At 66.0% G+C, this 21,760-nt stretch carries 23 protein-coding genes; 19 read left to right on the top strand and 4 right to left on the bottom strand.

Annotated elements, in window-relative coordinates; all coding sequences use genetic code 11:
* Nucleotides 1–123 precede the first annotated feature (123 nt).
* The 7 genes from RSO01_RS49745 to RSO01_RS12160 all read left to right on the top strand — a co-directional run bounded on the left by RSO01_RS49745 (nt 124) and on the right by RSO01_RS12160 (nt 6,213).
* Entirely contained in the window at nt 124–243 is a 120-nt protein-coding gene (locus tag RSO01_RS49745) for a GIY-YIG nuclease family protein (protein ID WP_308933088.1), read from the top strand.
* 244 nt (nt 244–487) lie between these two features.
* Nucleotides 488–1,417, top strand: coding sequence for an NAD(+) diphosphatase (gene nudC / locus RSO01_RS12135; RefSeq protein WP_147149358.1), 930 nt, complete (start codon nt 488–490; stop codon nt 1,415–1,417).
* Nucleotides 1,418–1,444: 27 nt separating this feature from the next.
* Nucleotides 1,445–2,575, top strand: coding sequence for an NADH:flavin oxidoreductase/NADH oxidase (locus RSO01_RS12140; protein WP_147149359.1), 1,131 nt, complete (start codon nt 1,445–1,447; stop codon nt 2,573–2,575).
* 13 nt (nt 2,576–2,588) lie between these two features.
* Nucleotides 2,589–2,942 (top strand): response regulator, encoded by a 354-nt coding sequence (locus RSO01_RS12145; RefSeq protein ID WP_170303004.1) that lies wholly within the window; start codon nt 2,589–2,591, stop codon nt 2,940–2,942.
* A gap of 36 nt (nt 2,943–2,978) precedes the next feature.
* Nucleotides 2,979–4,172: an HlyD family secretion protein gene (locus RSO01_RS12150; protein ID WP_218037321.1), complete on the top strand. Its 1,194-nt coding sequence runs from the start codon at nt 2,979–2,981 to the stop codon at nt 4,170–4,172.
* Nucleotides 4,169–5,323, top strand: coding sequence for an FUSC family protein (locus RSO01_RS12155; protein WP_147149361.1), 1,155 nt, complete (start codon nt 4,169–4,171; stop codon nt 5,321–5,323). The genes RSO01_RS12150 and RSO01_RS12155 overlap by 4 nt, the downstream gene beginning before the upstream one ends.
* Complete coding sequence (locus tag RSO01_RS12160; protein WP_147149362.1) at nt 5,320–6,213, top strand: DMT family transporter; 894 nt, start codon at nt 5,320–5,322, stop codon at nt 6,211–6,213. Before RSO01_RS12155 ends, RSO01_RS12160 begins: the two co-directional genes overlap by 4 nt.
* A 4-nt stretch (nt 6,214–6,217) precedes the next feature.
* Here RSO01_RS12160 and RSO01_RS12165 read toward each other — a convergent pair whose 3' ends face one another.
* On the bottom strand, nt 6,218–7,102 hold the full coding sequence (locus RSO01_RS12165) for an alpha/beta fold hydrolase (protein ID WP_147149363.1): 885 nt from the start codon (nt 7,100–7,102) through the stop codon (nt 6,218–6,220).
* A 350-nt stretch (nt 7,103–7,452) separates the two neighbouring features.
* Here RSO01_RS12165 and RSO01_RS12170 point away from each other — a divergent pair, with 350 nt between their 5' ends.
* The 7 genes from RSO01_RS12170 (at nt 7,453) to RSO01_RS12200 (ending at nt 15,366) form a co-directional block, all read left to right on the top strand.
* Nucleotides 7,453–8,478, top strand: coding sequence for an ABC transporter substrate-binding protein (locus tag RSO01_RS12170; protein ID WP_147149381.1), 1,026 nt, complete (start codon nt 7,453–7,455; stop codon nt 8,476–8,478).
* Nucleotides 8,479–8,480: 2 nt separating this feature from the next.
* Entirely contained in the window at nt 8,481–9,410 is a 930-nt protein-coding gene (locus RSO01_RS12175; RefSeq protein WP_147149364.1) for an ABC transporter permease, read from the top strand.
* Nucleotides 9,400–10,218 carry an ABC transporter ATP-binding protein gene (locus tag RSO01_RS12180; protein ID WP_147149365.1) on the top strand — a complete coding sequence of 273 codons (819 nt, stop codon included), beginning with the start codon at nt 9,400–9,402 and terminating at the stop codon, nt 10,216–10,218. Before RSO01_RS12175 ends, RSO01_RS12180 begins: the two co-directional genes overlap by 11 nt.
* A 182-nt stretch (nt 10,219–10,400) precedes the next feature.
* Nucleotides 10,401–11,942, top strand: coding sequence for an amidohydrolase family protein (locus tag RSO01_RS12185; RefSeq protein ID WP_147149366.1), 1,542 nt, complete (start codon nt 10,401–10,403; stop codon nt 11,940–11,942).
* 140 nt (nt 11,943–12,082) lie between these two features.
* Nucleotides 12,083–12,934 (top strand): TauD/TfdA dioxygenase family protein, encoded by an 852-nt coding sequence (locus RSO01_RS12190; protein ID WP_147149367.1) that lies wholly within the window; start codon nt 12,083–12,085, stop codon nt 12,932–12,934.
* The gene (locus RSO01_RS12195; protein ID WP_147149368.1) at nt 12,931–13,902 is read left to right on the top strand and encodes a Bug family tripartite tricarboxylate transporter substrate binding protein; all 972 of its coding nucleotides are present in this window, start codon (nt 12,931–12,933) and stop codon (nt 13,900–13,902) included. Before RSO01_RS12190 ends, RSO01_RS12195 begins: the two co-directional genes overlap by 4 nt.
* Before the next feature lie 153 nt (nt 13,903–14,055).
* Complete coding sequence (locus RSO01_RS12200; RefSeq protein WP_147149369.1) at nt 14,056–15,366, top strand: O-acetylhomoserine aminocarboxypropyltransferase/cysteine synthase family protein; 1,311 nt, start codon at nt 14,056–14,058, stop codon at nt 15,364–15,366.
* A gap of 52 nt (nt 15,367–15,418) precedes the next feature.
* Here the strand turns inward: RSO01_RS12200 and RSO01_RS12205 are convergent, their stop codons facing one another.
* Nucleotides 15,419–15,859: an OmpA family protein gene (locus RSO01_RS12205; protein WP_147149370.1), complete on the bottom strand. Its 441-nt coding sequence runs from the start codon at nt 15,857–15,859 to the stop codon at nt 15,419–15,421.
* 282 nt (nt 15,860–16,141) lie between these two features.
* On the opposite strand from RSO01_RS12205, the gene RSO01_RS12210 reads away from it, so the two are divergent.
* Nucleotides 16,142–16,663: a hypothetical protein gene (locus RSO01_RS12210; RefSeq protein ID WP_147149371.1), complete on the top strand. Its 522-nt coding sequence runs from the start codon at nt 16,142–16,144 to the stop codon at nt 16,661–16,663.
* Nucleotides 16,664–16,708: 45 nt separating this feature from the next.
* Here the strand turns inward: RSO01_RS12210 and RSO01_RS12215 are convergent, their stop codons facing one another.
* Nucleotides 16,709–17,269 (bottom strand): carboxymuconolactone decarboxylase family protein, encoded by a 561-nt coding sequence (locus RSO01_RS12215; protein ID WP_147149372.1) that lies wholly within the window; start codon nt 17,267–17,269, stop codon nt 16,709–16,711.
* A 166-nt stretch (nt 17,270–17,435) separates the two neighbouring features.
* Here RSO01_RS12215 and RSO01_RS12220 point away from each other — a divergent pair, with 166 nt between their 5' ends.
* Nucleotides 17,436–18,761 (top strand): ABC transporter substrate-binding protein, encoded by a 1,326-nt coding sequence (locus tag RSO01_RS12220; RefSeq protein ID WP_147149373.1) that lies wholly within the window; start codon nt 17,436–17,438, stop codon nt 18,759–18,761.
* Here RSO01_RS12220 and RSO01_RS12225 read toward each other — a convergent pair whose 3' ends face one another.
* On the bottom strand, nt 18,762–19,184 hold the full coding sequence (locus RSO01_RS12225; RefSeq protein ID WP_147149374.1) for a GFA family protein: 423 nt from the start codon (nt 19,182–19,184) through the stop codon (nt 18,762–18,764).
* A 227-nt stretch (nt 19,185–19,411) separates the two neighbouring features.
* Between RSO01_RS12225 and RSO01_RS12230 the strand changes: the two genes are divergently transcribed.
* The 3 genes from RSO01_RS12230 (at nt 19,412) to RSO01_RS12240 (ending at nt 21,689) form a co-directional block, all read left to right on the top strand.
* Nucleotides 19,412–20,287 carry a hypothetical protein gene (locus RSO01_RS12230; protein WP_147149375.1) on the top strand — a complete coding sequence of 292 codons (876 nt, stop codon included), beginning with the start codon at nt 19,412–19,414 and terminating at the stop codon, nt 20,285–20,287.
* A 79-nt stretch (nt 20,288–20,366) separates the two neighbouring features.
* Complete coding sequence (locus tag RSO01_RS12235; RefSeq protein WP_170303005.1) at nt 20,367–20,906, top strand: VOC family protein; 540 nt, start codon at nt 20,367–20,369, stop codon at nt 20,904–20,906.
* Nucleotides 20,907–20,990: 84 nt separating this feature from the next.
* Nucleotides 20,991–21,689 (top strand): dienelactone hydrolase family protein, encoded by a 699-nt coding sequence (locus RSO01_RS12240; RefSeq protein ID WP_147149377.1) that lies wholly within the window; start codon nt 20,991–20,993, stop codon nt 21,687–21,689.
* Nucleotides 21,690–21,760: the final 71 nt, after the last annotated feature.

A 21,760-nucleotide genomic window follows, 5' to 3' on the forward strand; every position in this document is an offset into this window, starting at 1 on the left:
TTGCGTATCTGACACAATGACGCCGTGTGATTGCAACAAACTCCCGTCATCCCGAGCGGAGCGAAGCGAAGCCGAGGGACCTCTCTTCGGGGCGGTAGCATGCGGCAACCTGTCATTTACATCATGGCCAGTGCGACAGGTCGGGCACTCTATATCGGCATCACGACGGACCTGCCGCGACGGTTGGTGGAGCACCGATCCGGTCGGGTAAGTCATACGTTGAGATACAAATCGATCGTCTGATCTATGTAGAATCGTACGACACTGCGCCTGACGCTATTGCACGGGAGAATCAGCTGAAAGGCTGGCGGCGCAGCAAGAAAATCGCGCTGATAAATCGGTCGAATCCCAACTGGCGCGACTTGTCTGGCGAAATCTACACGGACGGCTAACGTCGGGAAAAGAGGTCCCTCGGCTTCGCTTCGCTCCGCTCGGGATGACGGGAGTGATTGCAGCCCCGCCATCGCTATGGCACGGTCCGTCACCCATGCAACGATCCAGAAATCCTTATTCCAGCGCTGAAATCGACCGCGCCAGCCATGAGCGCGAGAACGACGAGCGCATGATCGAGCTCGCCTCGTCGGGCGCCGCTCGCTTTGTTCCGATCGACACCGAGAAGAACCTGGTGAAGACCGGCGGCAACCCCGAGGCGGTGTTCCTGCAGGGCATGATGGCGCGCGCCGTCGTCAACCAGGCCGACCATCACATCTTCCTGGGCTATGTCGAGGGTACGCCCTATTTCGCCGTCGACGTCACCGGCAAGGACGTGCCGCTGAAGGAGCTCGGCGAGTTCGTCGACCTGCGCCAGGTCGGCGCGCTCTTGTTCGCGCGCGAGGGCTCGATCCTGGCCTATGCCCGCGGCATGACCTACTGGCACCGCCGCCACCGCTATTGCGGTGTGTGCGGCGCCAGCACCACGGTGACGCGCGGCGGGCATGTCCGCCGGTGCACCAACGAGAGCTGCAAGACCGAGCATTTCCCGCGCACCGATCCCGCGGTGATCATGCTGGTGCACCACGGCGACAAGTGCCTGCTGGGGCGCAGCCCGCATTTCCCGCGCGGCATGCATTCGACGCTGGCGGGCTTCGTCGAGCCGGGCGAGAGCTTCGAGGACGCCGTCGCGCGCGAGGTCTACGAAGAGGTGAGGGTGCACGTGAAGAACGTCACCTACCGCTCCTCGCAGCCCTGGCCGTTCCCGGCCTCGGTGATGATCGGTTTCCATGCCGAGGCCGAATCGCTCGACTTCGACGTCAACAAGTCCGAGCTCGAGGCCGCGCGCTGGATGAGCCGCGAGGACCTCAAGCCGGAGAACCTGCCCAAGGACGGCTCGTTCTTCATGCCGCGCCGTGATTCCATCGCCCGCCGCCTGATCGAGGAATGGCTGGGCCACGAGGCTGGCCCGTCGATCAGTGGTTGATGCCACCCGTCATCTAACGAGGTTTATATGACCGCCCAGCTCTTCACACCCGTCGAGCTCGGCGGCGTGACTCTGCCCAATCGCATCGTCGTGTCGCCGATGTGCCAATACTCGGCCGTCGACGGCAGCGCCCAGCCCTGGCACCAGGTGCACTACGGCATGCTCGCCATGTCCGGCGCCGGCCTGCTCTGCCTCGAGGCGACGCACGTCGAGCGCGACGGCCGCATCACCCAGGGTTGCCTCGGCCTCTACAGCGACGAGAACGAAGCCGCCATCAAATCGGTCGTCGATTGGACGCGAGCCTGGATGCCTACGGTCAAGCTCGGCATCCAGCTCGCCCATGCCGGCCGCAAGGCCTCGGCGCAGCGGCCGTGGAGAGGCGGCGGTCCGCTGACGCAAGCCGATGCGCCCGACCTGCCGTGGACCACGGTCTCGGCCTCGGCCGTGCCCTACGATGCCAAGTGGCACACGCCGGTGGCTCTCGACACGGTCGGCCTGAAGCGGGTCAAGCAGGCCTTCGTCGACGCCACCCTGCGCAGCGCCCGGCTGGGCTTCGACGTCGTCGAGCTGCACGGCGCGCACGGCTATCTCCTGAGCCAGTTCCTGTCGCCGCTCAGCAACCGGCGCAGCGACGAGTACGGCGGCTCCGCCGACAAGCGCCGCCGCTTCCCGTTGGAAGTCTTCGAGGCCTGCCGCAAGGTCTGGCCGGCCGGCAAGGCCCTGGGCATGCGGCTCAGCTGCGTCGAATGGGTCGAGGGCGGGGTGACGATCGAGGACACGATCGAGACCGCGCGCCAGCTCAAGGCAATGGGCTGCGATTTCGTCGACGCCAGCTCGGGCGGCAATGCCGCCGGCCAGAAGATCCCGGTCGGGCCGGGCTATCACGTCGAGTTCGCGGCCCGCCTCCGCAAGGAAGCCGGCATCAAGACCTGGGCGGTCGGCATCATCACCGAGCCCGAACAGGCTGAACGCATCATCGCTTCGGGCCAGGCCGACTGCACGGCCCATGCACGCGCCTTCCTGCTCGATCCGCGCTGGGGCTGGAACGCCGCCCGCGCGCTGGGAGTCGAAACACCGCCCTTGCCGCTGCCCGCCGCCCGCGCCACAACTATTCTGCCGTTCAAGCCTCAGCCCCCCTTGGCCAGGGCGGCTGACTAGAGCGGGAGGCTTTATGCCAAGTGTGCTGCTGGCGGAGGATGAGTTCCTCATCCGCGCCGTAGTGGTCGACGCCTTGAACTCGGCTGGCCTCGACTGCATCGAGGCGGCGACCGGCCAGGCCGCCCTCGACGTCGTGACCGGCACGGCGCCACTGGCCGCCATCATCGTCGATATCGGCCTGCCCGACATGTCAGGCGAGAAGGTGATCGAGGCGGCGCTTCGGCATCGGCCGGACGTGCCCATCATCCGCTGCTCGGGCAACAACGCGCCGCCGTCGGTGACCGGCCCGCGCATCCACGTCTTTGCCAAGCCGTACAGCGTCGAGGAGCTCTCGAGGTTCGTGGCGTCGCTCGTCCGCAAGGCCTGATCTCAGGGCGCGCGAAATCGGTTATCCTGTCGGTCGATGAGCGATACCGCGTCCCCACCGGCGCCGCCCAAGCCGGAGCCTCGAAAGCCCGAGGCGCCGCCGGTCGACGCGCCGGCCTCTACGCCCAAGGTCGCGGAACCGCCCGCCCGGCCGGTACCGCCGCCCACGCCGCCACCTGATCCGCCGCCGCCCGTGGCGCCTGCCGCCGCCGCGGCGCCCGCCGCCCCCGACGCGCAGGCGGCGGCCAGCCGCGTCACAAGCCGGGTGCGCCGCCTGGTGGCCGTCGTCAGCACGATCCTGATCCTGTTGGTGGCCTGGGAGGTCGCGACCTATTACATCGCCTACACCGACGACGCCTATGTCCGCTCCGACCTGATCGGCGTGGCGCCGGAAGTGACCGGCCCGATCATCTCGCTCTACGTCGTCGACAACCAGCAGATCAAGAAGGGCGACAAGCTCTACAAGATCGATCCGACGCCCTTCCAGCTCGAGGTCAACACGCGACAGGCCCAGATCGAGGAGCAGACCGCGCTGGTCAAGGTCGCACAGGAGGAGCTCCAGACCGCACAGGCGGCCCTCGACTCCTCCACATCGGCGCACACCTATGCCGTCGAGCAGCAGGCACGCTATGCCATACTCGCCGCTGACAACAATGCGCCGCGCTCCGAACTCGACCGCGCCAACAACGAATTGCGCCGCACCGCGGCCGAGAAGACCATCTCCGAGATCGCCATCGCCAAGGCGCGGACCGGCATCAACGTGCACCAGGCAGCGCTCGCCCTCGCCACGGCGGAGAAGGCCACCGCCGAATGGAAGCTCGGCAAGACCGACGTGGTGGCGCCGGCCGATGGCTGGATCAACAACCTCACGGTCCGTATCGGTGACACCGCGACGGTGAACATCCCCAATATCGGCATCGTCGACGCCCATGCCTGGCGCATCATCGCCAACTACAAGGAGTACTACATCCGGCCCTTCACCCTGGGCGGCACGGCCTGGGTGTGGCTCGACAGCGATCCCTGGAAGTTCCACAAGGCGCGCATCACCGGCATCGCCCGCGGCATCAGCCGCGATCCGCAGGCGCCCATGCTCTTGCCCTACGTCGCGCCGACCACCGACTGGATCCGCCTGCAGCGGCGCATTCCGGTGACCATCGTGCTCGACGAGCCGCCGCCTGGCGGCAAGCTCTACATGGGCGCCGACGCGCGCACCATCGTGTTCCCGCGATGATCGGGCATCTCAGGCACTTCTTCCACGAGGTCCACGACATCTCCGTCGAGACCTGGGACATCACCTACGACACGCTGGTGAAGTTCGGCCGCGAGCTCGGCGAACTGGGCGAGGCGCCGGACCGCACGCGGCAGGGCATCGTCGCCGCCGGCGCGGTCATGCTCGCGACCTTCCTGGCGCTGCTGCTGGAAATCCAATCGCCTTGGTGGGCGGCGATCAGCGCCTTCATGTCGCTGACCGCGACCGGCGGCGGCTCGGTGCGCCGCGGCCTCATGCGGTTGGCCGGCACGATCGCGGGCGCGCTGCTGGGCTTCATCATGGCGCGCTGGCTGCCCTACGACCATTTCGCCATGTACCTGTTCATCGCCGGCATCACCATGCTGGGCGTGGTCGGCATGCAGGTGAGCCCGCACGGGCTCGCCTGGATGTTCCTCTCCATCACCTCGCTTCTGGTGCTGCTGGAGGCCATCGCCAACCCGCTCCAGGCAGCCTCGATCGCCTACTACCGGACGTTCGAGGTCGGCATTGGCGTGTTGTCGGCCATCATCGCCTCCAACCTCATGTTCGGCTGGAATCGCGAGCCGCCGCCCGTCGCGCCGGGTTGGCGTCATCTGCTCGGCGCGCAATGGCCGGTCGTCCTGCACGGCGCGCGCTCGGCGATCGCCGTCTGCGCGGTGCTGGCGATCTGGATGATGCTCGAGATCCAGGAGGTCGTGGAGATGGCCATCACCGTCGCCGTGGTGATGGCGGCCCCCGTGGTCGCCGATGGCGGGCTGGGTACGCGGCACGCCGTCGCCGTGCGCTCGCTGCACCGCCTGCTGGGCTGCACCTTGGGCGGCGCCGTGGCGCTGGGCTGCCTCGCCCTCAACGTCGAATCGTTCGTCTGGTGGCTGGGTATGATCGGCGTCGCCGTGTGGATCGGCATGCACGTCCAGGTCGGGCCGCACGGCGTCGGCTATGTCGGCACCCAGGCCACCTTCGCCTTCATCGTCACCCTGATCCAGGGCGCGGCGCCGCCCGACAGCATCCTGCCGGGGGTCGAGCGCTTCGCCGGCATCGTCGGTGGGCTCGCGATCCTGATGGTCATCTCGCTGGTGCTGTGGCCGACCGACGAGGAGCTCGCGGAGCAACGGGCTTCGGCAAAAGAATGAGCCCGATCCTGCGGGCCATCATCGCCATCGTCCTCTCGGTGATGTGCTTCTCGGTGCTCAACGCCATGTCCAAGACGTTGGGCCAGTTCCTGCCAGTTATCGAGGTCATTTGGGCGCGCTACGCCTTCGCCTTCCTGCTGATGCTGGCGATGTTCCTGCCGCGCGCCGGCCTGAAGCTGTTCACCTTCCACAATGTCGGCAGCCAGATCGTGCGCGGCCTGCTGCTGTTCTTCTCCTCGTACCTCTATTTCAACGGCATCGTCGTGCTGCCGCTCGCCACCGCGGCGTCGATCTCGCTCACCAGCCCGTTGATCGTGACGGCGCTCTCGGCGCGCTTTCTGAACGAGCCGGTCGGCCCGCGCCGCTGGGCCGCCGTCGCCGTGGGTTTCATCGGCGCGCTGATCGTGGTGCGGCCGGGTCAGGCGCATTTCGACTGGCATATGCTGCTGATCGTCGGCAGCACACTCTGCAGCGCCTTCTACCAGCTCTTCTCCCGGCGCTACGGCCAGACCGAGCGGCCCGACGCTTCGGCCACGATGGCCACCATCGTCGGCACGCTGATGGCGACACCGTTCCTGCCGTTCGACTGGGTGACGCCGTGGGCGTGGTGGCACTGGGCCCTGATGGCCGGCATGGGCGTGATGGCGGGTGTGGGCCACTACTTCGTGACCATCGCCTACAGCCAGGCGCCGGCCGCCATCGTGGCCCCCTTCAATTATTTCCAGCTCGTGGGCGCGGCTCTGCTGGGCTACCTCGTGTTCGGCGACATGCCGGATTTCTGGAGCTGGGTCGGCGCCGGCGTGATCGTCAGCTCGGGCCTCTATATCGGCCATCGCGAGCGCATCCGGCATCGCCTGGCGCAGCAGGCGCCGCCGCCGGGCAAGAGCTGACGCTTCAGGCGCCGAGTTCCGCGGCGGCGATGGCGAAGATGTCGTCGCCTGAACCGACGGCCACGAAATGGCCGGCTCCCTCGACCGGATGCCACACGGCTACGGGCATCCGGTCGGCCACCGTTCGGTTGATGGAGGCCGCGACAAGCCGGTCGTCGGTGCCCTGCCACATGTGGACCGGCCGCTTGATGGCCGACACGTCGAACGCCCAGCGCCGATAGAGCAGCTGGCTGTCGCGGACCAGGCCGTCGCTGCCTTGGGCGAAGCATTCAGCGCTGGTGTCGCAGAAGGCGGCTTCGATATCGGGTTGACGCAGGATCCGTTGATCGTCGTCGCTGAGGGCTTTGCGCACCTGGTCGACGAAACTGCGGCGGAAGTATTTCGCCGTCAGGCCGAGGGCCGCGTACATGAGACGGAAACCGGGCGGGAATTCGAGGGCGAGGTAGCCGCCCATCGCGTCGGCCTTGGAAAGCTGGTCGGCGGCCCAGTTGTCGCCGAACGCTCCGTAGCTCCCGCCCGCGATGCTGCTGACGTGGCGCAGCCGCAGCGGATCGATGTAGGCCGCGGCCGCCAGCGCCCACGGTCCGCCCTCCGACCAGCCGGTCACGCCGAACTCGTCGTGCTCTAACGTGTCGGCGATCGCCGTCATGTCGTCGGCCCAGCCGGCGTAGCTGCGGTTCGTTTGGCGGCTGGACTGTCCGATGCCGGGGCGGTCGACGCAGACGAGCCGCAGCCGGTTCTTCGTTGCCGCACCTGCGAAGAGACGCGCTTCGAGCCGGCTGCTGGGGCCGCCGTGATTATGGATGACCAGCGGGCCGCTCGGATCTCCGACTTCGAGACAGGCGAGGGTGCGACCGTCACGGGTCGTCACTGTCCGCGTCGCTTCCATTGGTACGCTCCGAACAAGAAATGATCATCTGACCAAGTTTTGGGCGGGGACGGCGTAGCCGAGGGACCTCTTCTTGTCATCGGCGCCGCAAAGACAAGGTCCCTCGACTGCGCCTCGCTACGCTCGGCTTCGCTCGGAATGACGGTCGCGTGGCATGCACCTTGCACGGCCGCAACTAGCGCAGGCCGCATCAGCGGTTCTCTTCGGTTGGCGTGCCGACGTGTTCCAGCAGGGAGTTCGTCAGGAGCCACTTACCGACACGGTAAATCCCACTTCAAACAGCCCGCTCGACGAGGAGGCACGTCATGTGTGATCGCATTGGCTGTACGCATTTTCCGAAGCTTTCCGAAATGGATTTTTCCGGCGCTGCGGTGCCCTCGCGGCGGCGCTTCCTGAAAGGCACCGCCGCCGCCACCATCAGCATGGGCCTGCTGGGCGGCACAGCCCACGCCGGCGCGCCGGTGAAGTCCACCCACGGCTCGGGCTTCTGCAACCTCAACATCTTCCTCGCCCATTCGCGGCAGTACTCCAAGGCCGCTGGCACCGAGCTGGTGTTCATCAATACGCCGACCTCGGCCGAGATGGTGACCTTCCTCGGCATGGGCCAGGTCGATGTCGGCCTGATGCCGTACACCAGCTTCATGGCGCTCTACGACAAGGGCGCGCCGGTCAAGATCGTGGCCGGCGGCGGCGTCGAGGGCTGCGCCATCGTCGCCCGTCCCGGCCTCGATTCGCCGCAGAAGCTCAAAGGCAAGACGCTCGGCACCTTCCAGATGGATACGCTGGAGGTCATGCCCTACGACTACCTCAAGAAGAACGGCATCGCCTTCAAGGACGTGAAGGTCCGCTACATGGGCAACACGCCCGAGGCGGTCGAGGCCTTCAAGGCCGGCGCCATCGACTGGATCTGCACCATCGAGCCCTACGCCTCGGCCCTGGTGAACGACGTCAAGGGTGCGGTCATGCTGACCGACGGCGTCGATCTCTACGGCAAGGGTTACACCGACTGCGTGCTGGCCGCCCGCGCCAGCCTGATGAAGGACAATCCCGCGGGGCTGAAGGCCATCATCAAGGGCATGATGCAGGCTCAGCTCGACGCCGAGACCAAGACCGAAGAGGTGCTGAAGGAGCTTGTCGGCAAGTACTACAAGACCTCGATGGAGAACGCCCGCATCGCCCAGGGCAAGCAGCCCGCGGTGGTCGACGCGCGCAGCCAGACCGACTTCATCCTGCAGCGCACCGACAGCGTCGTGGAGATGGGCTACATCAAGAAGAAGCCCGGCCGCGACGCCATCGACTGGACCCTCCTCGAAGCCGTGATCAAGGAGAACCCCGACCTCTACTCCAAGCTCAAGTACAAGTCGGCTTCGGCCTGACGATGGCGGTGGTCGAACGCGACGTCAGACCAAGCGATGCCGCTGCCGGGACATCCCGCCCGGCGGCGCGTTGGTTCTTGTCCGTGGGCGGCATCGACTGGCTGACCAAGGCCTGGTGGACCTGCCTGTCGGTCGGCCTGTTCGCCGGCCTCTGGGAGCTGCTCTGGGCGGTCGGATGGGCCGATCCCCAACTCCTGCCGCCGCCGCACATCTTCCTCTCGGACTTCGGCGAACAGGGAAAGTTCTTCAACACCGCCACCCGATGGCAGGTCGGGCAGTCGATGGGCGAGGGGCCCTCGGCCTTCGAATCGGTGATGATCACCGTCGCCGCCACGACTATGCGCGTGTTCGTCGGCCTGGTGATCGCCTGCGTGCTGGCGATCAGCGTCGGCGTCGCCGTGCGCTACTGGCATGTCATCGACAAGCTGGTGCTGCCGACCGTCACCTTGCTCTCGCCGGTGTCGCCGATCGCCTGGCTGCCGGTGGCGATCTTCCTGTTCGGCATCGGCAATGCACCGGCGATCTTCATGGTCGTGGTGGCGCTGTTCTTCCACATGGTGCTGGCGACCATCGCCCAGATCGACAGTGTCAGCCCCAACCTGATCAACGTCGCGCGCACCATGGGCGCGTCGAAACACCAGATCTACGGCCGCGTCATCGTGCCGGCAATCCTGCCCGGCATGCTGCAGGTGCTGCGGATGAACCTGTTCGGCGCCTGGATGGTGGTGCTGGTCGCCGAATCGACTGGCGTCGGCTACGGTATGGGGCAGGTGATCATGCTGGCGCGTAACACCTTCAACCCGTCGCTGGTGTTTTTCACCATCGCCGTGGTCGGCGTGCTGGGCTTCGGCTTCGACTGGCTGCTGCGGCTGGCCCAGCGCCGCATCCTGTACTGGCTCCCCGACACCCAGGAGAAGCTGCGTGGCCTTTGACGCTCCGCATTTTTCGTCGAGGACGGCCGTCGTCTGCCGCGGCGCCGGCAAGACCTGGGCGGCCGGCACCAAGCGCGCCCACGAGGCGCTGCGCGACGTCGACCTCGACATCGCGCCCGGTGAGTTCGTGGTCTTCCTCGGCCCCTCGGGCTGCGGCAAGAGCACCTTGCTCTATCTCATCGCCGGGCTGGAGGACGCCACCGACGGCGCCATCTGGTCGTTCGGCGACAAGGTCGAGACGCCGTCGCCCCAGCGGAGTCTCATCTTCCAGGAGACCTCGCTTTTCCCCTGGCTGACGGTGTGGCAGAACGTGAGCTTTGGGCTCGCGATCCGCGGCGCCAGCCAGGCCGAGCGCCGCCGGGTCGCGGCCGAGGCGCTGCAGCGCGTCGGCCTCAAGGCCGCGATGGACAAGCGCCCCGACGAGCTTTCCGGCGGCATGCGCCAGCGCGTCGCCGTGGCCCGGGCGCTCGCCATGCGCCCCAAGGTCCTGCTGATGGACGAGCCCTTCGCCGCGCTCGACGTGCAGACGCGCGCCCGCATGCAGGATTTCCTGCTCGACGTCTGGCGCGACTCCGGCGCCTCGGTCCTGTTCGTCACCCATCACATCGACGAGGCGGTGGCGCTCGCCGACCGCGTCGTCGTCTTCACCGCGCGCCCCGGCCGCATCAAGACCATCGTGCCCATCGACCTGCCCCGCCCACGCAACCTCTTCAGCCGCGAGGCCGAGGCCCTGCGCATCCAGCTCACCGACCTGCTGCGCGACGAGGTCGACCGCGCCTTCGCCGAGCAGGAGGCGATGACCGCCTGACCGCCTCATTTCCTCCCCCGCCGTACGGGGGAGGGTAGGGAGGGGGAGGGCCCCAATCGAGATGCCGACAGTTTCAGATCATGAGTCATGATCTCTCATCTTCCGGGATCGCCCCTGCGGCCTTCCCCCTCCCTGCCTCCCCCATATGACGGGGGAGGTGAAGAAAGAACAAGGAGACGTCCATGCCCGCATCGCTCATCCGCAGCCGCGCCACCATCACCGGCGTGAAGGACCGTTTCGCCTGGAACGAGATCAAGGACGGTGCCGTGCTGCAGGAGGACGGCGTCATCGTCGCCGTCGGCACCTACGACGACCTGCATCGTAAGCACCCGACCGTTCCCGTCATCGGCACCGGCAAGGAGATCCTGCTGCCGGGCTTCGTCAACGGCCATCACCATGTCGGCCTGACGCCGGTCCAGCTCGGCTCGCCCGACATGCCGCTGGAGCTCTGGTTCATCACCCGCATGGTGATCCGCAACCTCGACCTCTACCTCGACACGCTCTATTCGGCCTTCGAGATGATCGGCTCGGGCATCACCACGGTGCAGCACATCCAGGGCTGGATGCCGGGCGTGCTGTCGGACGTCGAGAAGCGCGCCACCGAGACCATCCGCGCCTACGAGGATGTCGGCATGCGCGTCAGCTACTGCTACGCCGTGCGCGACCAGAACCGGCTCGTCTACCAGGCCGACGAGGAGTTCGTGAAAAGCCTGCCCCAGGAGCTGCAGGGCCCCATGCAGCGCTGGTTCGACCGCTTCAAGATGAGCCTCGACGACGCCATGGACATGTTCAAGAGTTTTCACGCGCAGCATCACAACAAGCGGCGGGTGAAGATCCAGCTGGCGCCGGCCAACCTGCACTGGTGCTCCGACAAGGCGCTGACTCTCCTGAGCGACGCCTCGGCCAAGTATGACGCGCCCATGCATATGCACCTGGTCGAGACCGCCTACCAGAAGGAATACGCCCTGCGGCGCGGCAACTGCACCGCGCTGGAATACATCGACCGCTTCGGCCTGGTGACCAACCGCCTGACCCTGGGCCATGGCGTGTGGCTAAACGAGAAGGACATCGACCGCCTGGCCGCCGCGGGCGGCTGCGTCTGCCACAACTGCTCCTCCAACTTCCGTCTGCGGTCCGGCGTGGCGGCGCTGAACCATTTCGAGAAGAAGGGCATCAACACCGCGATCGGCCTCGACGAGGCCGGCATCAATGACGACCGCGACATGCTGCAGGAGCTGAAGCTGGTCCTGCGCGCCCATCGCGTCCCCGGCATGGTCGAGGCCGACGTGCCGACCATGTCCCAGGTGCTGCGCATGGCGACCGTCGGCGGCGCAAAAACGACGCCCTACGGCGAGACCCTGGGCTCACTGGAGGTGGGCAAGGGCGCCGACATGGTCCTGATCGACTGGGACCAGGTGGCTTACCCCTACCTCGACGAGCTGACCCCGACCCTCGACGCCGTCGTCCAGCGCGCCAAGAACGACGCTGTCACCATGACCATGTGCGACGGCGAGGTGATCTACCAGGACGGCAAGTTCACCAAGGTTGACAAGACGGTGGCGCTGAAGGCGCTGCACGACGACCTCAGCAAGGCCTTGGCCGACGACGAGGTCGAGCGCCGCAAGCTCTCGGTGGCGCTGCTGCCGCATGCGCGGAAGTTCTACGAGAACTACATCGATACGTCGAAGCACCAGCCGTTCTATCGGCCGAGCTCGATGGTGTAGGCGCCCAGCTCCCGGGCTGCGATGGCGAAGATGTGCCCCCGAGTGATCTCGCCTTTCGGAATCTGGTCTCGTTTGTGCGGGCTTTCGGCTCGCCATCGTCGGGCGCATGATGGGAACCTCTGCTGTCAGCACAGGTCCCCATGTCTCTCTCCTTCCGCCCCCTGAGCCACGCCCTCGGCGCCGAAGTCCAGGGCGTCGATCTCGCCCAGCCGCTCAGCAACTCCGAGTTCGACCAGATCCATCGCACCTTTCTCGAGCGCGGCATCCTGTTGTTCCGCGACCAGAAGATCACGCGCGAACAACACATCGCCTTCAGCCGTCGCTTCGGCGAGCTCGACCGGCACGACAACCTGCCGCGCGACCGCCATCCCGACTATCCCGAGCTGCTGCTGGTCACCAACATCCCGGAGGAGGACGGCAAGCCCTCGGCCTCGAAGTACACCGGCCAGCAGTGGCATTCGGACATGTCGTTCACCTTGGTGCCGTCGCTGGGCTCGCTGCTGCGCGGCATCATCATTCCTCCCGTGGGCGGCGACACCATGTTCACCAACATGTATCGCGCCTACGACACGCTGTCGGACGGCATGAAGGCGATGATCGAGCCGCTGCATGCCATCCATACCGGCCGGCGCAAGGTCTTGGACACGTCCTCCGAGCGCGAGAAGGAGCAGAGCAAGATCAATCCGCCGATCGCCCAGCCGGTCGTGCGCGTCCATCCCGAGACCGGCCGCAAGGCGCTCTATATCGGCGACAAGGTCTCCTGCCTGGTCGGCATGACGGAGGAGGAGAGCAAGCCCCTGATCGACTACCTGGTGAAGCACGCCACGCGGCCGCAGTTCGTCTACCGCCACCAGTGGCGCCGGGACGACATCGTGCTGTGGGACAACCGCTGCACCATGCACATTGCGCTGGGCGACTACGAGGAAGGCGAGACGCGCCATCTCGAACGCACCACCGTCAAGGGCACGCCCTCAGGCTACTACCTGCAATGAAGCGCGCGGACTTCCTCAAGGGCCTCGGCGCGCTCGCCGTCGCCGCGCCCGCCGTCGCGCCGCGCGCGCAAGGCGCGTACCCCGACAAGCAGATCCGCATGGTCATCCCTTTCGCCCCTGGCGGGACGACGGATCTCCTGGCGCGCGCCGTCGGCCAGCATTTCTCGCAGGCCTGGGGCCAGCCGGTGGTGGCCGACAATCGCGCCGGCGCCAACGGCGTAGTGGCGGGCGAGATCGTCGCCAAGGCAGCCGCCGACGGCTACACGCTCTCGGTCGTGGCCATGGGCCATGCCATCAATCCGCTGATCTACAAGAAGCTGCCCTATGACGGGACCGCGGATTTCACGCCTATAAGCCTGATCGCGACCTTCCCGCAGCTCGTGCTGGTGAAGCCCGCGCTGAAGGCCAGCACGCTGCCCGAACTCCTGGCGCTGGCCAGGAGCGCGACACCACCGCTCACCTATGCCTCGGGCGGCAACGGCTCCTCGCAGCATCTCGCCGGCGCGCTGCTGGCGCACATGGCAGGCGTCACCCTGACCCACGTCGCCTACAAGGGCGGCAATCCTGCCCAACTCGACCTGATGGCGGGCAATGTCGACATGATGATCACCCAGCCCAACTCCAAGGACCTCGTGACCACGGGCAAGATGCGGGCGCTGGCGGTGAGCTCGCTCAGGCGCTCGAGCTTCTATCCCGACTTGCCGACGGTCGATGAGGCCGGCGTGAAGGGCTACCAGTCGGTTGCCTGGTACGGCCTGGTCGGCCCGAAGGACATGCCGCCGGACCTGGTGAAGAAGATCGCCGACGAGGCGGTGCGCGCCGCCGCGACCGAGGGCGCGAAGACGGTGGTCGCCCAGCAGGGCGGCGACATGGTCGCGAGCACGCCGGCGGCCTTTGCCGAGTTCATCCTGGCCGAGCGCAAACGATACGAGACCATCGTGCGTGACGCCGGCATGACGGTGGAGTAGGGCGGCAGCCTCTGCAGTATTTTCGTCGGTCGCGCCGTCATTTCGCGAACGTGATATTCCTCACCTACGGGCGTCGAGAGCAACCGCTACGGTTGACGGTATCACCCGCAGTTTGAAACAGTCGCCCCTTCATCCAGCCCAGGAGGCCCCTGCATGGTCGCGTCACGTCATCCCGAAACGATTTCGCTGCATGCCGGTTGGCGTGCCGATCCCTCGACCGGCGCCGTGGCCGTGCCGATCTACCAGACGACGTCGTATCAGTTCCGTGACACCGAGCACGCCTCCAACCTGTTCGCCCTGAAGGAACTCGGCAACATCTACACCCGCATCGGCAATCCCACGACCGACGTGCTCGAGCAGCGCGTCGCCGCGCTCGAAGGCGGCGCTGCCGCGCTGGCGCTGGCCTCCGGACAGGCCGCGTCGGCCTTCGCGCTGCAGAACCTGGCGCGCGCCGGGGACAACGTCGTGAGCTCGACCGATCTCTATGGCGGCACCTGGAACCTGTTCGCCAACACCCTGAAGGACCAGGGCATCGAGGTGCGCTTCGTCGATCCCGCCGACCCGCAGGCCTTCGCCCGCGCCACCGACCAGCGCACGCGCGCCTATTACGCCGAGACGCTGCCCAATCCAAAGCTCACGGTGTTTCCCATCCGCGAGGTCGCCGACATCGGCCGTCCGCTCGGCATCCCGCTGATCGTCGACAACACGGCGGCGCCCATCCTGTGCCGGCCGTTCGACCATGGCGCTGCAGTCGTCGTCTATTCCAGCACCAAGTATCTCGGCGGCCACGGCAACTCGATCGGCGGCCTGATCGTCGATAGCGGCACCTTCGACTGGGCGGCCCACGCGGCACGCCAGCCCGCGCTCAACACGCCCGATCCGAGCTATCACGGCGCCGTCTGGGTCGAGGCGGTGAAGCCGATCGGTCCCGTCGCCTACATCATCAAGGCGCGCACGACGCTGCTGCGCGACCTCGGCGCGCCGCTGTCGCCGTTCAACGCCTTCCTGATCCTGCAGGGCATCGAGACCCTGGCGCTGCGCATCGAGCGCCATGTCAGGAACACCCAGGCCGTCACCGACTTCCTGGCCAAGCGCCCGGAGATCGCGCGCGTCATCCATCCCTCGCTGCAGAAGGGCGAGCAGCGCCGCCGCGCCGACACCTATCTCAAGGGCGGCTATGGCGGCCTGGTCGGTTTCGAGCTGGCGGCGGGCCGCGAGGCCGGGCGTCGCTTCATCGATTCGCTGAAGCTGCTCTATCACGTGGCCAATATCGGCGACGCGCGCAGCCTCGCCATCCATCCGGCTAGCACCACGCACTCCCAGCTCACGCCCGAGGAGCAGCTCAAGACCGGTGTGTCGGACGGCTATGTGCGCCTGTCGATCGGCATCGAGCACATCGACGACATCATCGCCGATCTCTCGCAGGCCCTCGATGCGGCCGGCACGCGCGCGGCTGCCGCCTAAGTCAAAGTACGTCCCTCCCCACGCTTTTGCGTGGGGAGGAAAGCGACTCAGGTTACTGCACGACGATCTGAACGCGACGGTTCTTCTCGTTCTTCGTCTGGTCCGGCGTATCGATCAGCAGGCCGCTTTCGCCGGAGCCGGTCACGGTGACGGCCTGGGGTGCAATGCCGTTGCTCACCAGCGCGTTCTTCACCGCGTTGGCGCGCCGTAGCGACAGCTGCTGATTGTAGGCCGGATTGCCGTCGGTGTCGGCGAAGCCGGTGACGGCCACCCGCGCGCTCGGCATGGACTTGGCGACAGTGGCCGCCTCGCCGATCGTGGTCGAGCTTTGCTGCGACAGCGCCGTGCTGTTGGTATCGAAGAAGACCATCCAGGACTTCGGCGGCGGCGGCGGGGCCGGCGGTGGCTGTTGCAGGGACATGTTTTGCGTCGACTCACCGCAAGCCGACACCAGAAGAAGCACTCCGAACAGGGCTGAGAAGCTCTTGAGCATTCTGTCCTCCGTAGGTTGGTACGCTCATCGCGCATCAACGCTACGCCGCGCGATGCCGGGCGCTGCGGCTAGCGTGGCGCCTGGCATCACGACGTTATCGAGTCTGGATATCGTCCCGGTGTTGCCGGGCGGGCGATTTGTGTCGTCTGTGTTGCGCAAGGGGACTGTGTGTTCTTCGAAGTGCGCACAACACCAGTGGTGCACCGCTCGTGCAGTGAAAAGCCGCGCCCGTCACAGTTGTAGTATGATAATCTGTCTACTGTGGATTGCAGAGTGGGTGCAATGGATCCTGCAGCAAGAAAGCCGAGGGTATGGGGCGGAACGTGGATTGCAGTGCCTTACGTGAAATTTCCCAATCCCGTCGACGTTCTCAAGCGAGTCCTTCCGCTCGTCCTGATTGCTGTCGCAACCTGGCCGGTACTGGGAGGCATGCTGGTCGCTCTGATCTTTTTTGTATCGGTCGTTGCCGGAATTTCAGCGAGCTCAATCGAGTCAGGCTGGTTGTTGCCATTTCTTGCGGCAGGAATTCTGCCTCTCGGAGCCGGACTGTATTGGTTTAGATGCCGGCTACCAGGGTGGTATGGCGGTCTTGAAATCGCGGTCGGATTCTTGCTCGCGGCTCACTACCTAAACGAAGTCCTCGGAAACTTGGGAAATGCCGACACTCGATCCCTTACGGCACTCGGGGCTCTCTACATCGTCGTTCGTGGTTTGGACAACATCTACAAGTCATTGAAGAAGCCAACCCAGATCCTGCGCTGGAACCGTGTCTTTTTCGGTCGAGAGTCGGTAAGCAAACTGTAGGGACGGCAAGGACGCGCCACTTGTGTGGCGCGCTCCCGGCGAAGGTCAGCGCGCCATGCCTGCCGCCCCGTCCGGGACGTCATAGAAGGCGAGCGTCATCGCCACGCTGGTGTAGTGTCCCATCAAGGTGATGACGTCGGTGATGCCGACATGGCCCAGCGCCTTGACCGCGCGCTCGTGCAGGCCGCGCGACACCCAGCGGCCGTTGGACAGGGCGATCGCCATCTCGTAGACGACCTGCTCGCGGGCGTCGTCGAATGATGTCGGCAGCCCGCCCAGGATCGCGTCGATCTTGTTGGCCGGCAGCCCGGCCGCCTTGGCGATGCGCTCATGCGCGGCCGTCGGATAGGCCGAGCGCCAGTGGCTGGTGATGACGCAGACGGCGATCTCGCGCTCGCGCTCGCTCAGGGAATACTGGCCGGGCTGGAAATGCGCACCGAACGGGCCCGCGACTTTGGCGAGCTTGGGGTTGTGCACCCAGATCTTGGTCGGGCCGGGCAGGCGGCCGCGTGCCTCGATCATCGACTTGTAGCCCGCCTGCTGTTCCGGGCTCATCTTCTCGTAGGGGACTTCGGCGTAGCGGCCAAAGGTCGGGGTCTCGGACATCGGGCTGTTTCCTTCCTCTCGTTGCGTTGCCTGGCATCGGGCGATGGCCCGGCGGCGCTGTCAACCCGGCCTTGTCCGGCCCTTGTTTAGCTCGGGCCTCGCACCTACACTTTCCGCATAAGTAAATAGTGCTGAGTTAACAGCAAGCGTTCTCAGGGAGGAAACAATGGCTCGTGTTACGCGTCGCCAGTTCCTGAACGCGTCCGGTACAGGAGCACTGGCTGCCAAGACCGCCGGCATGGCTGGCATTCTGGCCCTCGGCAAAGCGCCCGCTTATGCGCAGACGTCGTCCATCCACTGGCTGAAGTGGAACGACTTCGTTCCAGCCGGCGATCAGATCCTTCGCCAATCGATGCTGGCGGAAGCCGAGAAGGCACTGGGCTTCAAGGTCAACATGGAGACGATCGGCCTCAACGACCTGCAGCCGCGGGCGACGGCGGCGATCCAGGCCGGGAGCGGCGCCGACATCATCATGATCTTCGACAACAAGGCGCAGCTTTATGCCGACAGCGTCGCCGACGTCTCAGCCGTCTGCGAGGCGCTCGGCTCGGCGCAGGGCGGCTACTACGACCTCGCCAAGGCCAACACGCACGACGGCAAGAAGTGGATTGCCGTGCCCTATTGCATCATCGGCGCCATGGTCGCCTACCGCAAATCGTGGTTCGACGAGATCGGCGTCACGAAATTTCCCGAGACCTGGGAGGAGTTCCGGGACGCCGGCAAGAAGCTCAAGGTCAAGGGCCGGCCGATGGGGCAGACGCTCGGCCATACGGTCGGCGACGCGCCGGCCTTCGCCTATCCCTACCTGTGGTCGTGGGGCGGGCGCGAGGTCGAGGAAGACGGCAAGACCGTCAAGCTCAACACCAAGGAGACGATCGAGTCGGTCAAGTTCCTGACGGCGTTGTGGAAGGACGCCCTCGACGAGGGCGGCCTGGCGTGGGACGATTCCAACAACAACCGCGCTTTCCTGTCGGGCACGATCAGCGCCACGCTGAACGGCGCGTCGATCTACATCGAAGCGCTGCGCAAGCCCGACCAGTACAAGACCGACAAGGGCGCGCAGCTCAAGACCGACATCCTGCACGCACCCCTGCCCAAGGGACCTGCCGGCCAGTTCGGCGTGCATCCCTTCCAGTGCATGATGGTGATGAAATATTCAAAGAACCAGCAGCAGGCGATGGAGTTCCTGAAGTGGTTCCATTCGGCTGAGGTCTACGGCAAGTGGTTCAACGTGCAGAAGGGGTTTGCCACCGGCCCGACCAAGCAGTGGGAAAACCACGAGATGTGGCAGGAGGACCCGGTGATGGCGCCCTACCGCGTGGCGCCCCGGCTCGGCCGCGTCTACGGCTATGCCGGACCGGCAGGACAGAAGGCGGCGGAGGTGCTCTCCAAGTACATCATCGTCGACATGTATGCGAAGGCCGTCCAGGGCATGCCTGCCGAGGAGGCGGTGAAGTGGGCCGACGGCGAGGTGCGCAAGGTCTACGGCTGATCAATACGACTTGCCCGTCGGATAGGTCGTGAACGCCGGCACCGTGGGATCCAAGTGGTCCCACGGCTGCGCGCTCTTCGTGAAGATGTTGGCCTCGGGCCGGAACCAGCTCGCATCGTCGAAGGTGCAGACACGGACGCCGACGATGTCGGGCCGCGTCGAGACCTGCACGTAGATTGGCGTGCCGCAGTCGCCGCAGAACACGCGGGTGATCTCGTTACCGGAATCGGCCTTGGCGACGTGGCGTTTCGGCGAACCCTGGACGATGCGGAACCCGGCCGACGGCATGCGCACCGCCGCAACATGCGGCGCGCCGCTCTGCAGCTGGCAGTCGCGGCAATGGCATTGCAGCGCGAATTGCGGCTCACCGGTGCTTTCGTAGCGGACTGCCCGGCACAGGCAGCCTCCGGTTCTGGTTGGCATGGAGCCCTCCCGTGAAGTCCCGTCATCCCGACCGGAGCCGAGCGCAGCGAGGCGGAGTGGAGGGACCTTTTTTGCTGCGGCGTCGGCAAAAACAGGTCCCTCGGCTACACCGCCCTTCGGGCGGCTTCGCTCGGGATGACGGTGAAGCCTAACTGCGATTTGTGATTTCCCCCACAGTCATTCTCGGCGTTCTCGCCTCACCATGCGTGATCAGGCTGGAGGCGCCGATGTTCGCGGGTCCGATGCGCAAGGACTATGCCTTGTCGCTGATCGACAGGTTTCCACCGCTCCCCAAGGGCCGTCCCTTTCCCCGCATCGATCCGGCCGAGCTGATTGCCGGCCTGCGCGAGCGCGTCAAAGACCCGGTGACGCAGGACCAGGGCGCGGCGAGCCTGTGCTGTCCGGCGTCCTTCTTCTACTGCGTGCTGAACTACAAGCCCGAACTCTACGTCCAGTACGTGATCGACCTCTTCACCACCGGCAAGGCGCGCATCGGCTCGCTCGAGGTCAAGCCGGGCATGGCCTGCCGCGTCTACCAGCCGCCGGCCGGCAAGATCGCGCCCGTCGACTGGGTGGCGCTGGCCAGCCTGCGCGATTCCTACAACGCCATCCTCGACGTCGCCTCGGTCGACGACGACATCGCCGCCCGCACGCGAGAGGGCGAGGTGGCGAAGTGGTTCCGCCAGATCGGCTATGCCGGCGTGCATGACGTTTCCAACATCTTCGTGTCCAAGGGCCGCAAGGAGATCGAGGCGTTCGACCGCGACGCCCGCGCCTATCGCGACGTCTGCCTGTTCGTCCACACCAACATCCTCTACGACGTGAAGAACAAGATGAACTCGCACTTCTGGAATCACTGCGTCGTCGTCGACGAGCCGCCGGAGGTCAGGAACGGCCGCATCGCCATCAACGTCTACACCTATGGTGATCCCCAAGGTCGGCACGCTGTCGGTGGAGGAGTTTTCGCGCAACTTCTATGGCTATGTATCGGGGCAGCCGACGTTCAAATAAGGCTGTCATCCCGACAAATTAAAGCTGTCATCCCGAGCGAAGCGAGGGACCTTTCCTGTTGCCTCAAAGGCCCCTCGCTTCGCTCGGGGTGACAGTCGGGGTCGGGGTGACAGTCTGGCCGGATTCCCGCTACACTCCCTGCACGCCAGCCCGATGCAAGGGAGCCAGCCGATGACTGCGCAGACCAAAGGCCGCATCCGTCACGTCGCCCTCAGCGTAAAAGACCCCTGGGAAACCGCCGAGTTCTACAAGCAGGCCGTCGGCCTGCAGGAAGTCATGGAGATCGACGGCGCCCTGGCCGAGGGCGTGTTCCTGACCGACGGCGTGGTCAACCTCGCCATCCTCCACTTCAAGAGCGACGAGGCCTCGCAGGGGACCGGCGTCGACTTCGTCGGCATCCACCATATCGGCTTCTGGGTCGATGACGTGGTGGAGCAGGGCAAGATCGCGCGCAACGTCGGCGCCACCTGGATCATGGGCGATCCTGACAATCCGGATGGCTACGAGGTCAAGCACACCGACCTCAACGGCATCATCTTCGACATCGCGGCGCACGGCTGGGCCGGTTCGCAGAAGGAGCCGGGATCGGCGGACAACGTCGCCAACCTGAACCCGCAGCGGCGCCTGGCGAAGTTCGATGAGCGCCGCAACCGGGCCTATGCGAAGTACGCCGCGATGCGGGGCAAGCGGGTTCCCCAGGCGGCTGAGTAGCTCCTGCGAAATTCCACGGCCTGACCGCGATTGTTCGCCGTCCGCCGGCCATCCTAGGATGGCCGGAGTTGCGACGGAGGAAGCATGGGCCAGGAAATCACGCTGACGGCATCGGACGGCGGACGCTTCGCAGCGTACCTCGCGCTGCCGGCGAAGCTCCCGGCGCCCGGCCTGGTCGTGCTGCCTGAGGTGTTCAACACCAACCCGCACATTCGCTCGGTCGCCGACGGCTACGCGGCGGCAGGGTTCATCGCTCTCTCGCCCGACGTCTTCTGGCGCCAGGAGGCCGCCAACTACCTGCCCTATACCGATGAGGGCCGCGCCAAGGCGCGCGCGCTGTGGGCCAAGCTCGACACTGACCAGTTCGCCCGTGACCTCGGGGACATGGTCACAGCGTTGCGCGGTCGGGCGGACTGCACCGGCAAGGTCGGCGTGATGGGCTTCTGCCTCGGCGGCAAGTTCGCCTACCTTGCCAGCACGCGCCTGCCGATCGAGGCGGCCGTCAACTATTACGGCGTGCAGATTGACCAGCACCTGGAAGAGGCCGGCCGCCGCCGCTGCCCGATCCTGATGCATTTCGCCGAGAACGATCCGCACGTGCCGCCGCAGACCGTGGCGGCGATCAAGGCCCGCATGGGCAGCGAACCGGGTGTCGCCATCCACGACTATGCCGGCACCGAGCACGGTTTCAATCGCGCCGGATACCCGCCCTTCAACGAGGCGGCCGCGGCAGAGGCGCGCCAGCGCACCCTGGCGCATCTCGGCCAGCACTTGGCGAGGTAGCGCCGCTCATGTTCTTCGTCTTCCGGACCGCGCGCGTCCTCGCGCGCTCATGATCATGAGCGCGCGAGGAC

Source organism: Reyranella soli (assembly GCF_007992495.1).
In the GTDB taxonomy this organism is placed as follows: Bacteria; Pseudomonadota; Alphaproteobacteria; order Reyranellales; family Reyranellaceae; genus Reyranella; species Reyranella soli.

What these genes read in the sequence shown, in the direction of transcription:
- RSO01_RS12190 (WP_147149367.1), top strand. Translation starts at nt 12,083, where the DNA reads ATGTCTCTCTCCTTCCGCCCCCTGAGCCACGCCCTCGGCGCCGAAGTC.
- RSO01_RS12240 (WP_147149377.1), top strand. Translation starts at nt 20,991, where the DNA reads ATGGGCCAGGAAATCACGCTGACGGCATCGGACGGCGGACGCTTCGCA.
- RSO01_RS12195 (WP_147149368.1), top strand. Translation starts at nt 12,931, where the DNA reads ATGAAGCGCGCGGACTTCCTCAAGGGCCTCGGCGCGCTCGCCGTCGCC.
- RSO01_RS12235 (WP_170303005.1), top strand. Translation starts at nt 20,367, where the DNA reads ATGACTGCGCAGACCAAAGGCCGCATCCGTCACGTCGCCCTCAGCGTA.
- RSO01_RS12220 (WP_147149373.1), top strand. Translation starts at nt 17,436, where the DNA reads ATGGCTCGTGTTACGCGTCGCCAGTTCCTGAACGCGTCCGGTACAGGA.
- RSO01_RS12215 (WP_147149372.1), bottom strand. Translation starts at nt 17,269, where the DNA reads ATGTCCGAGACCCCGACCTTTGGCCGCTACGCCGAAGTCCCCTACGAG.
- RSO01_RS12155 (WP_147149361.1), top strand. Translation starts at nt 4,169, where the DNA reads ATGATCGGGCATCTCAGGCACTTCTTCCACGAGGTCCACGACATCTCC.
- RSO01_RS12175 (WP_147149364.1), top strand. Translation starts at nt 8,481, where the DNA reads ATGGCGGTGGTCGAACGCGACGTCAGACCAAGCGATGCCGCTGCCGGG.
- RSO01_RS12225 (WP_147149374.1), bottom strand. Translation starts at nt 19,184, where the DNA reads ATGCCAACCAGAACCGGAGGCTGCCTGTGCCGGGCAGTCCGCTACGAA.
- RSO01_RS12145 (WP_170303004.1), top strand. Translation starts at nt 2,589, where the DNA reads ATGCCAAGTGTGCTGCTGGCGGAGGATGAGTTCCTCATCCGCGCCGTA.
- RSO01_RS12160 (WP_147149362.1), top strand. Translation starts at nt 5,320, where the DNA reads ATGAGCCCGATCCTGCGGGCCATCATCGCCATCGTCCTCTCGGTGATG.
- RSO01_RS12200 (WP_147149369.1), top strand. Translation starts at nt 14,056, where the DNA reads ATGGTCGCGTCACGTCATCCCGAAACGATTTCGCTGCATGCCGGTTGG.
- RSO01_RS12205 (WP_147149370.1), bottom strand. Translation starts at nt 15,859, where the DNA reads ATGCTCAAGAGCTTCTCAGCCCTGTTCGGAGTGCTTCTTCTGGTGTCG.
- RSO01_RS12140 (WP_147149359.1), top strand. Translation starts at nt 1,445, where the DNA reads ATGACCGCCCAGCTCTTCACACCCGTCGAGCTCGGCGGCGTGACTCTG.
- RSO01_RS12185 (WP_147149366.1), top strand. Translation starts at nt 10,401, where the DNA reads ATGCCCGCATCGCTCATCCGCAGCCGCGCCACCATCACCGGCGTGAAG.
- nudC (WP_147149358.1), top strand. Translation starts at nt 488, where the DNA reads ATGCAACGATCCAGAAATCCTTATTCCAGCGCTGAAATCGACCGCGCC.
- RSO01_RS12165 (WP_147149363.1), bottom strand. Translation starts at nt 7,102, where the DNA reads ATGGAAGCGACGCGGACAGTGACGACCCGTGACGGTCGCACCCTCGCC.
- RSO01_RS12150 (WP_218037321.1), top strand. Translation starts at nt 2,979, where the DNA reads ATGAGCGATACCGCGTCCCCACCGGCGCCGCCCAAGCCGGAGCCTCGA.
- RSO01_RS12170 (WP_147149381.1), top strand. Translation starts at nt 7,453, where the DNA reads ATGGATTTTTCCGGCGCTGCGGTGCCCTCGCGGCGGCGCTTCCTGAAA.
- RSO01_RS49745 (WP_308933088.1), top strand. Translation starts at nt 124, where the DNA reads ATGGCCAGTGCGACAGGTCGGGCACTCTATATCGGCATCACGACGGAC.
- RSO01_RS12230 (WP_147149375.1), top strand. Translation starts at nt 19,412, where the DNA reads ATGTTCGCGGGTCCGATGCGCAAGGACTATGCCTTGTCGCTGATCGAC.
- RSO01_RS12210 (WP_147149371.1), top strand. Translation starts at nt 16,142, where the DNA reads ATGGATCCTGCAGCAAGAAAGCCGAGGGTATGGGGCGGAACGTGGATT.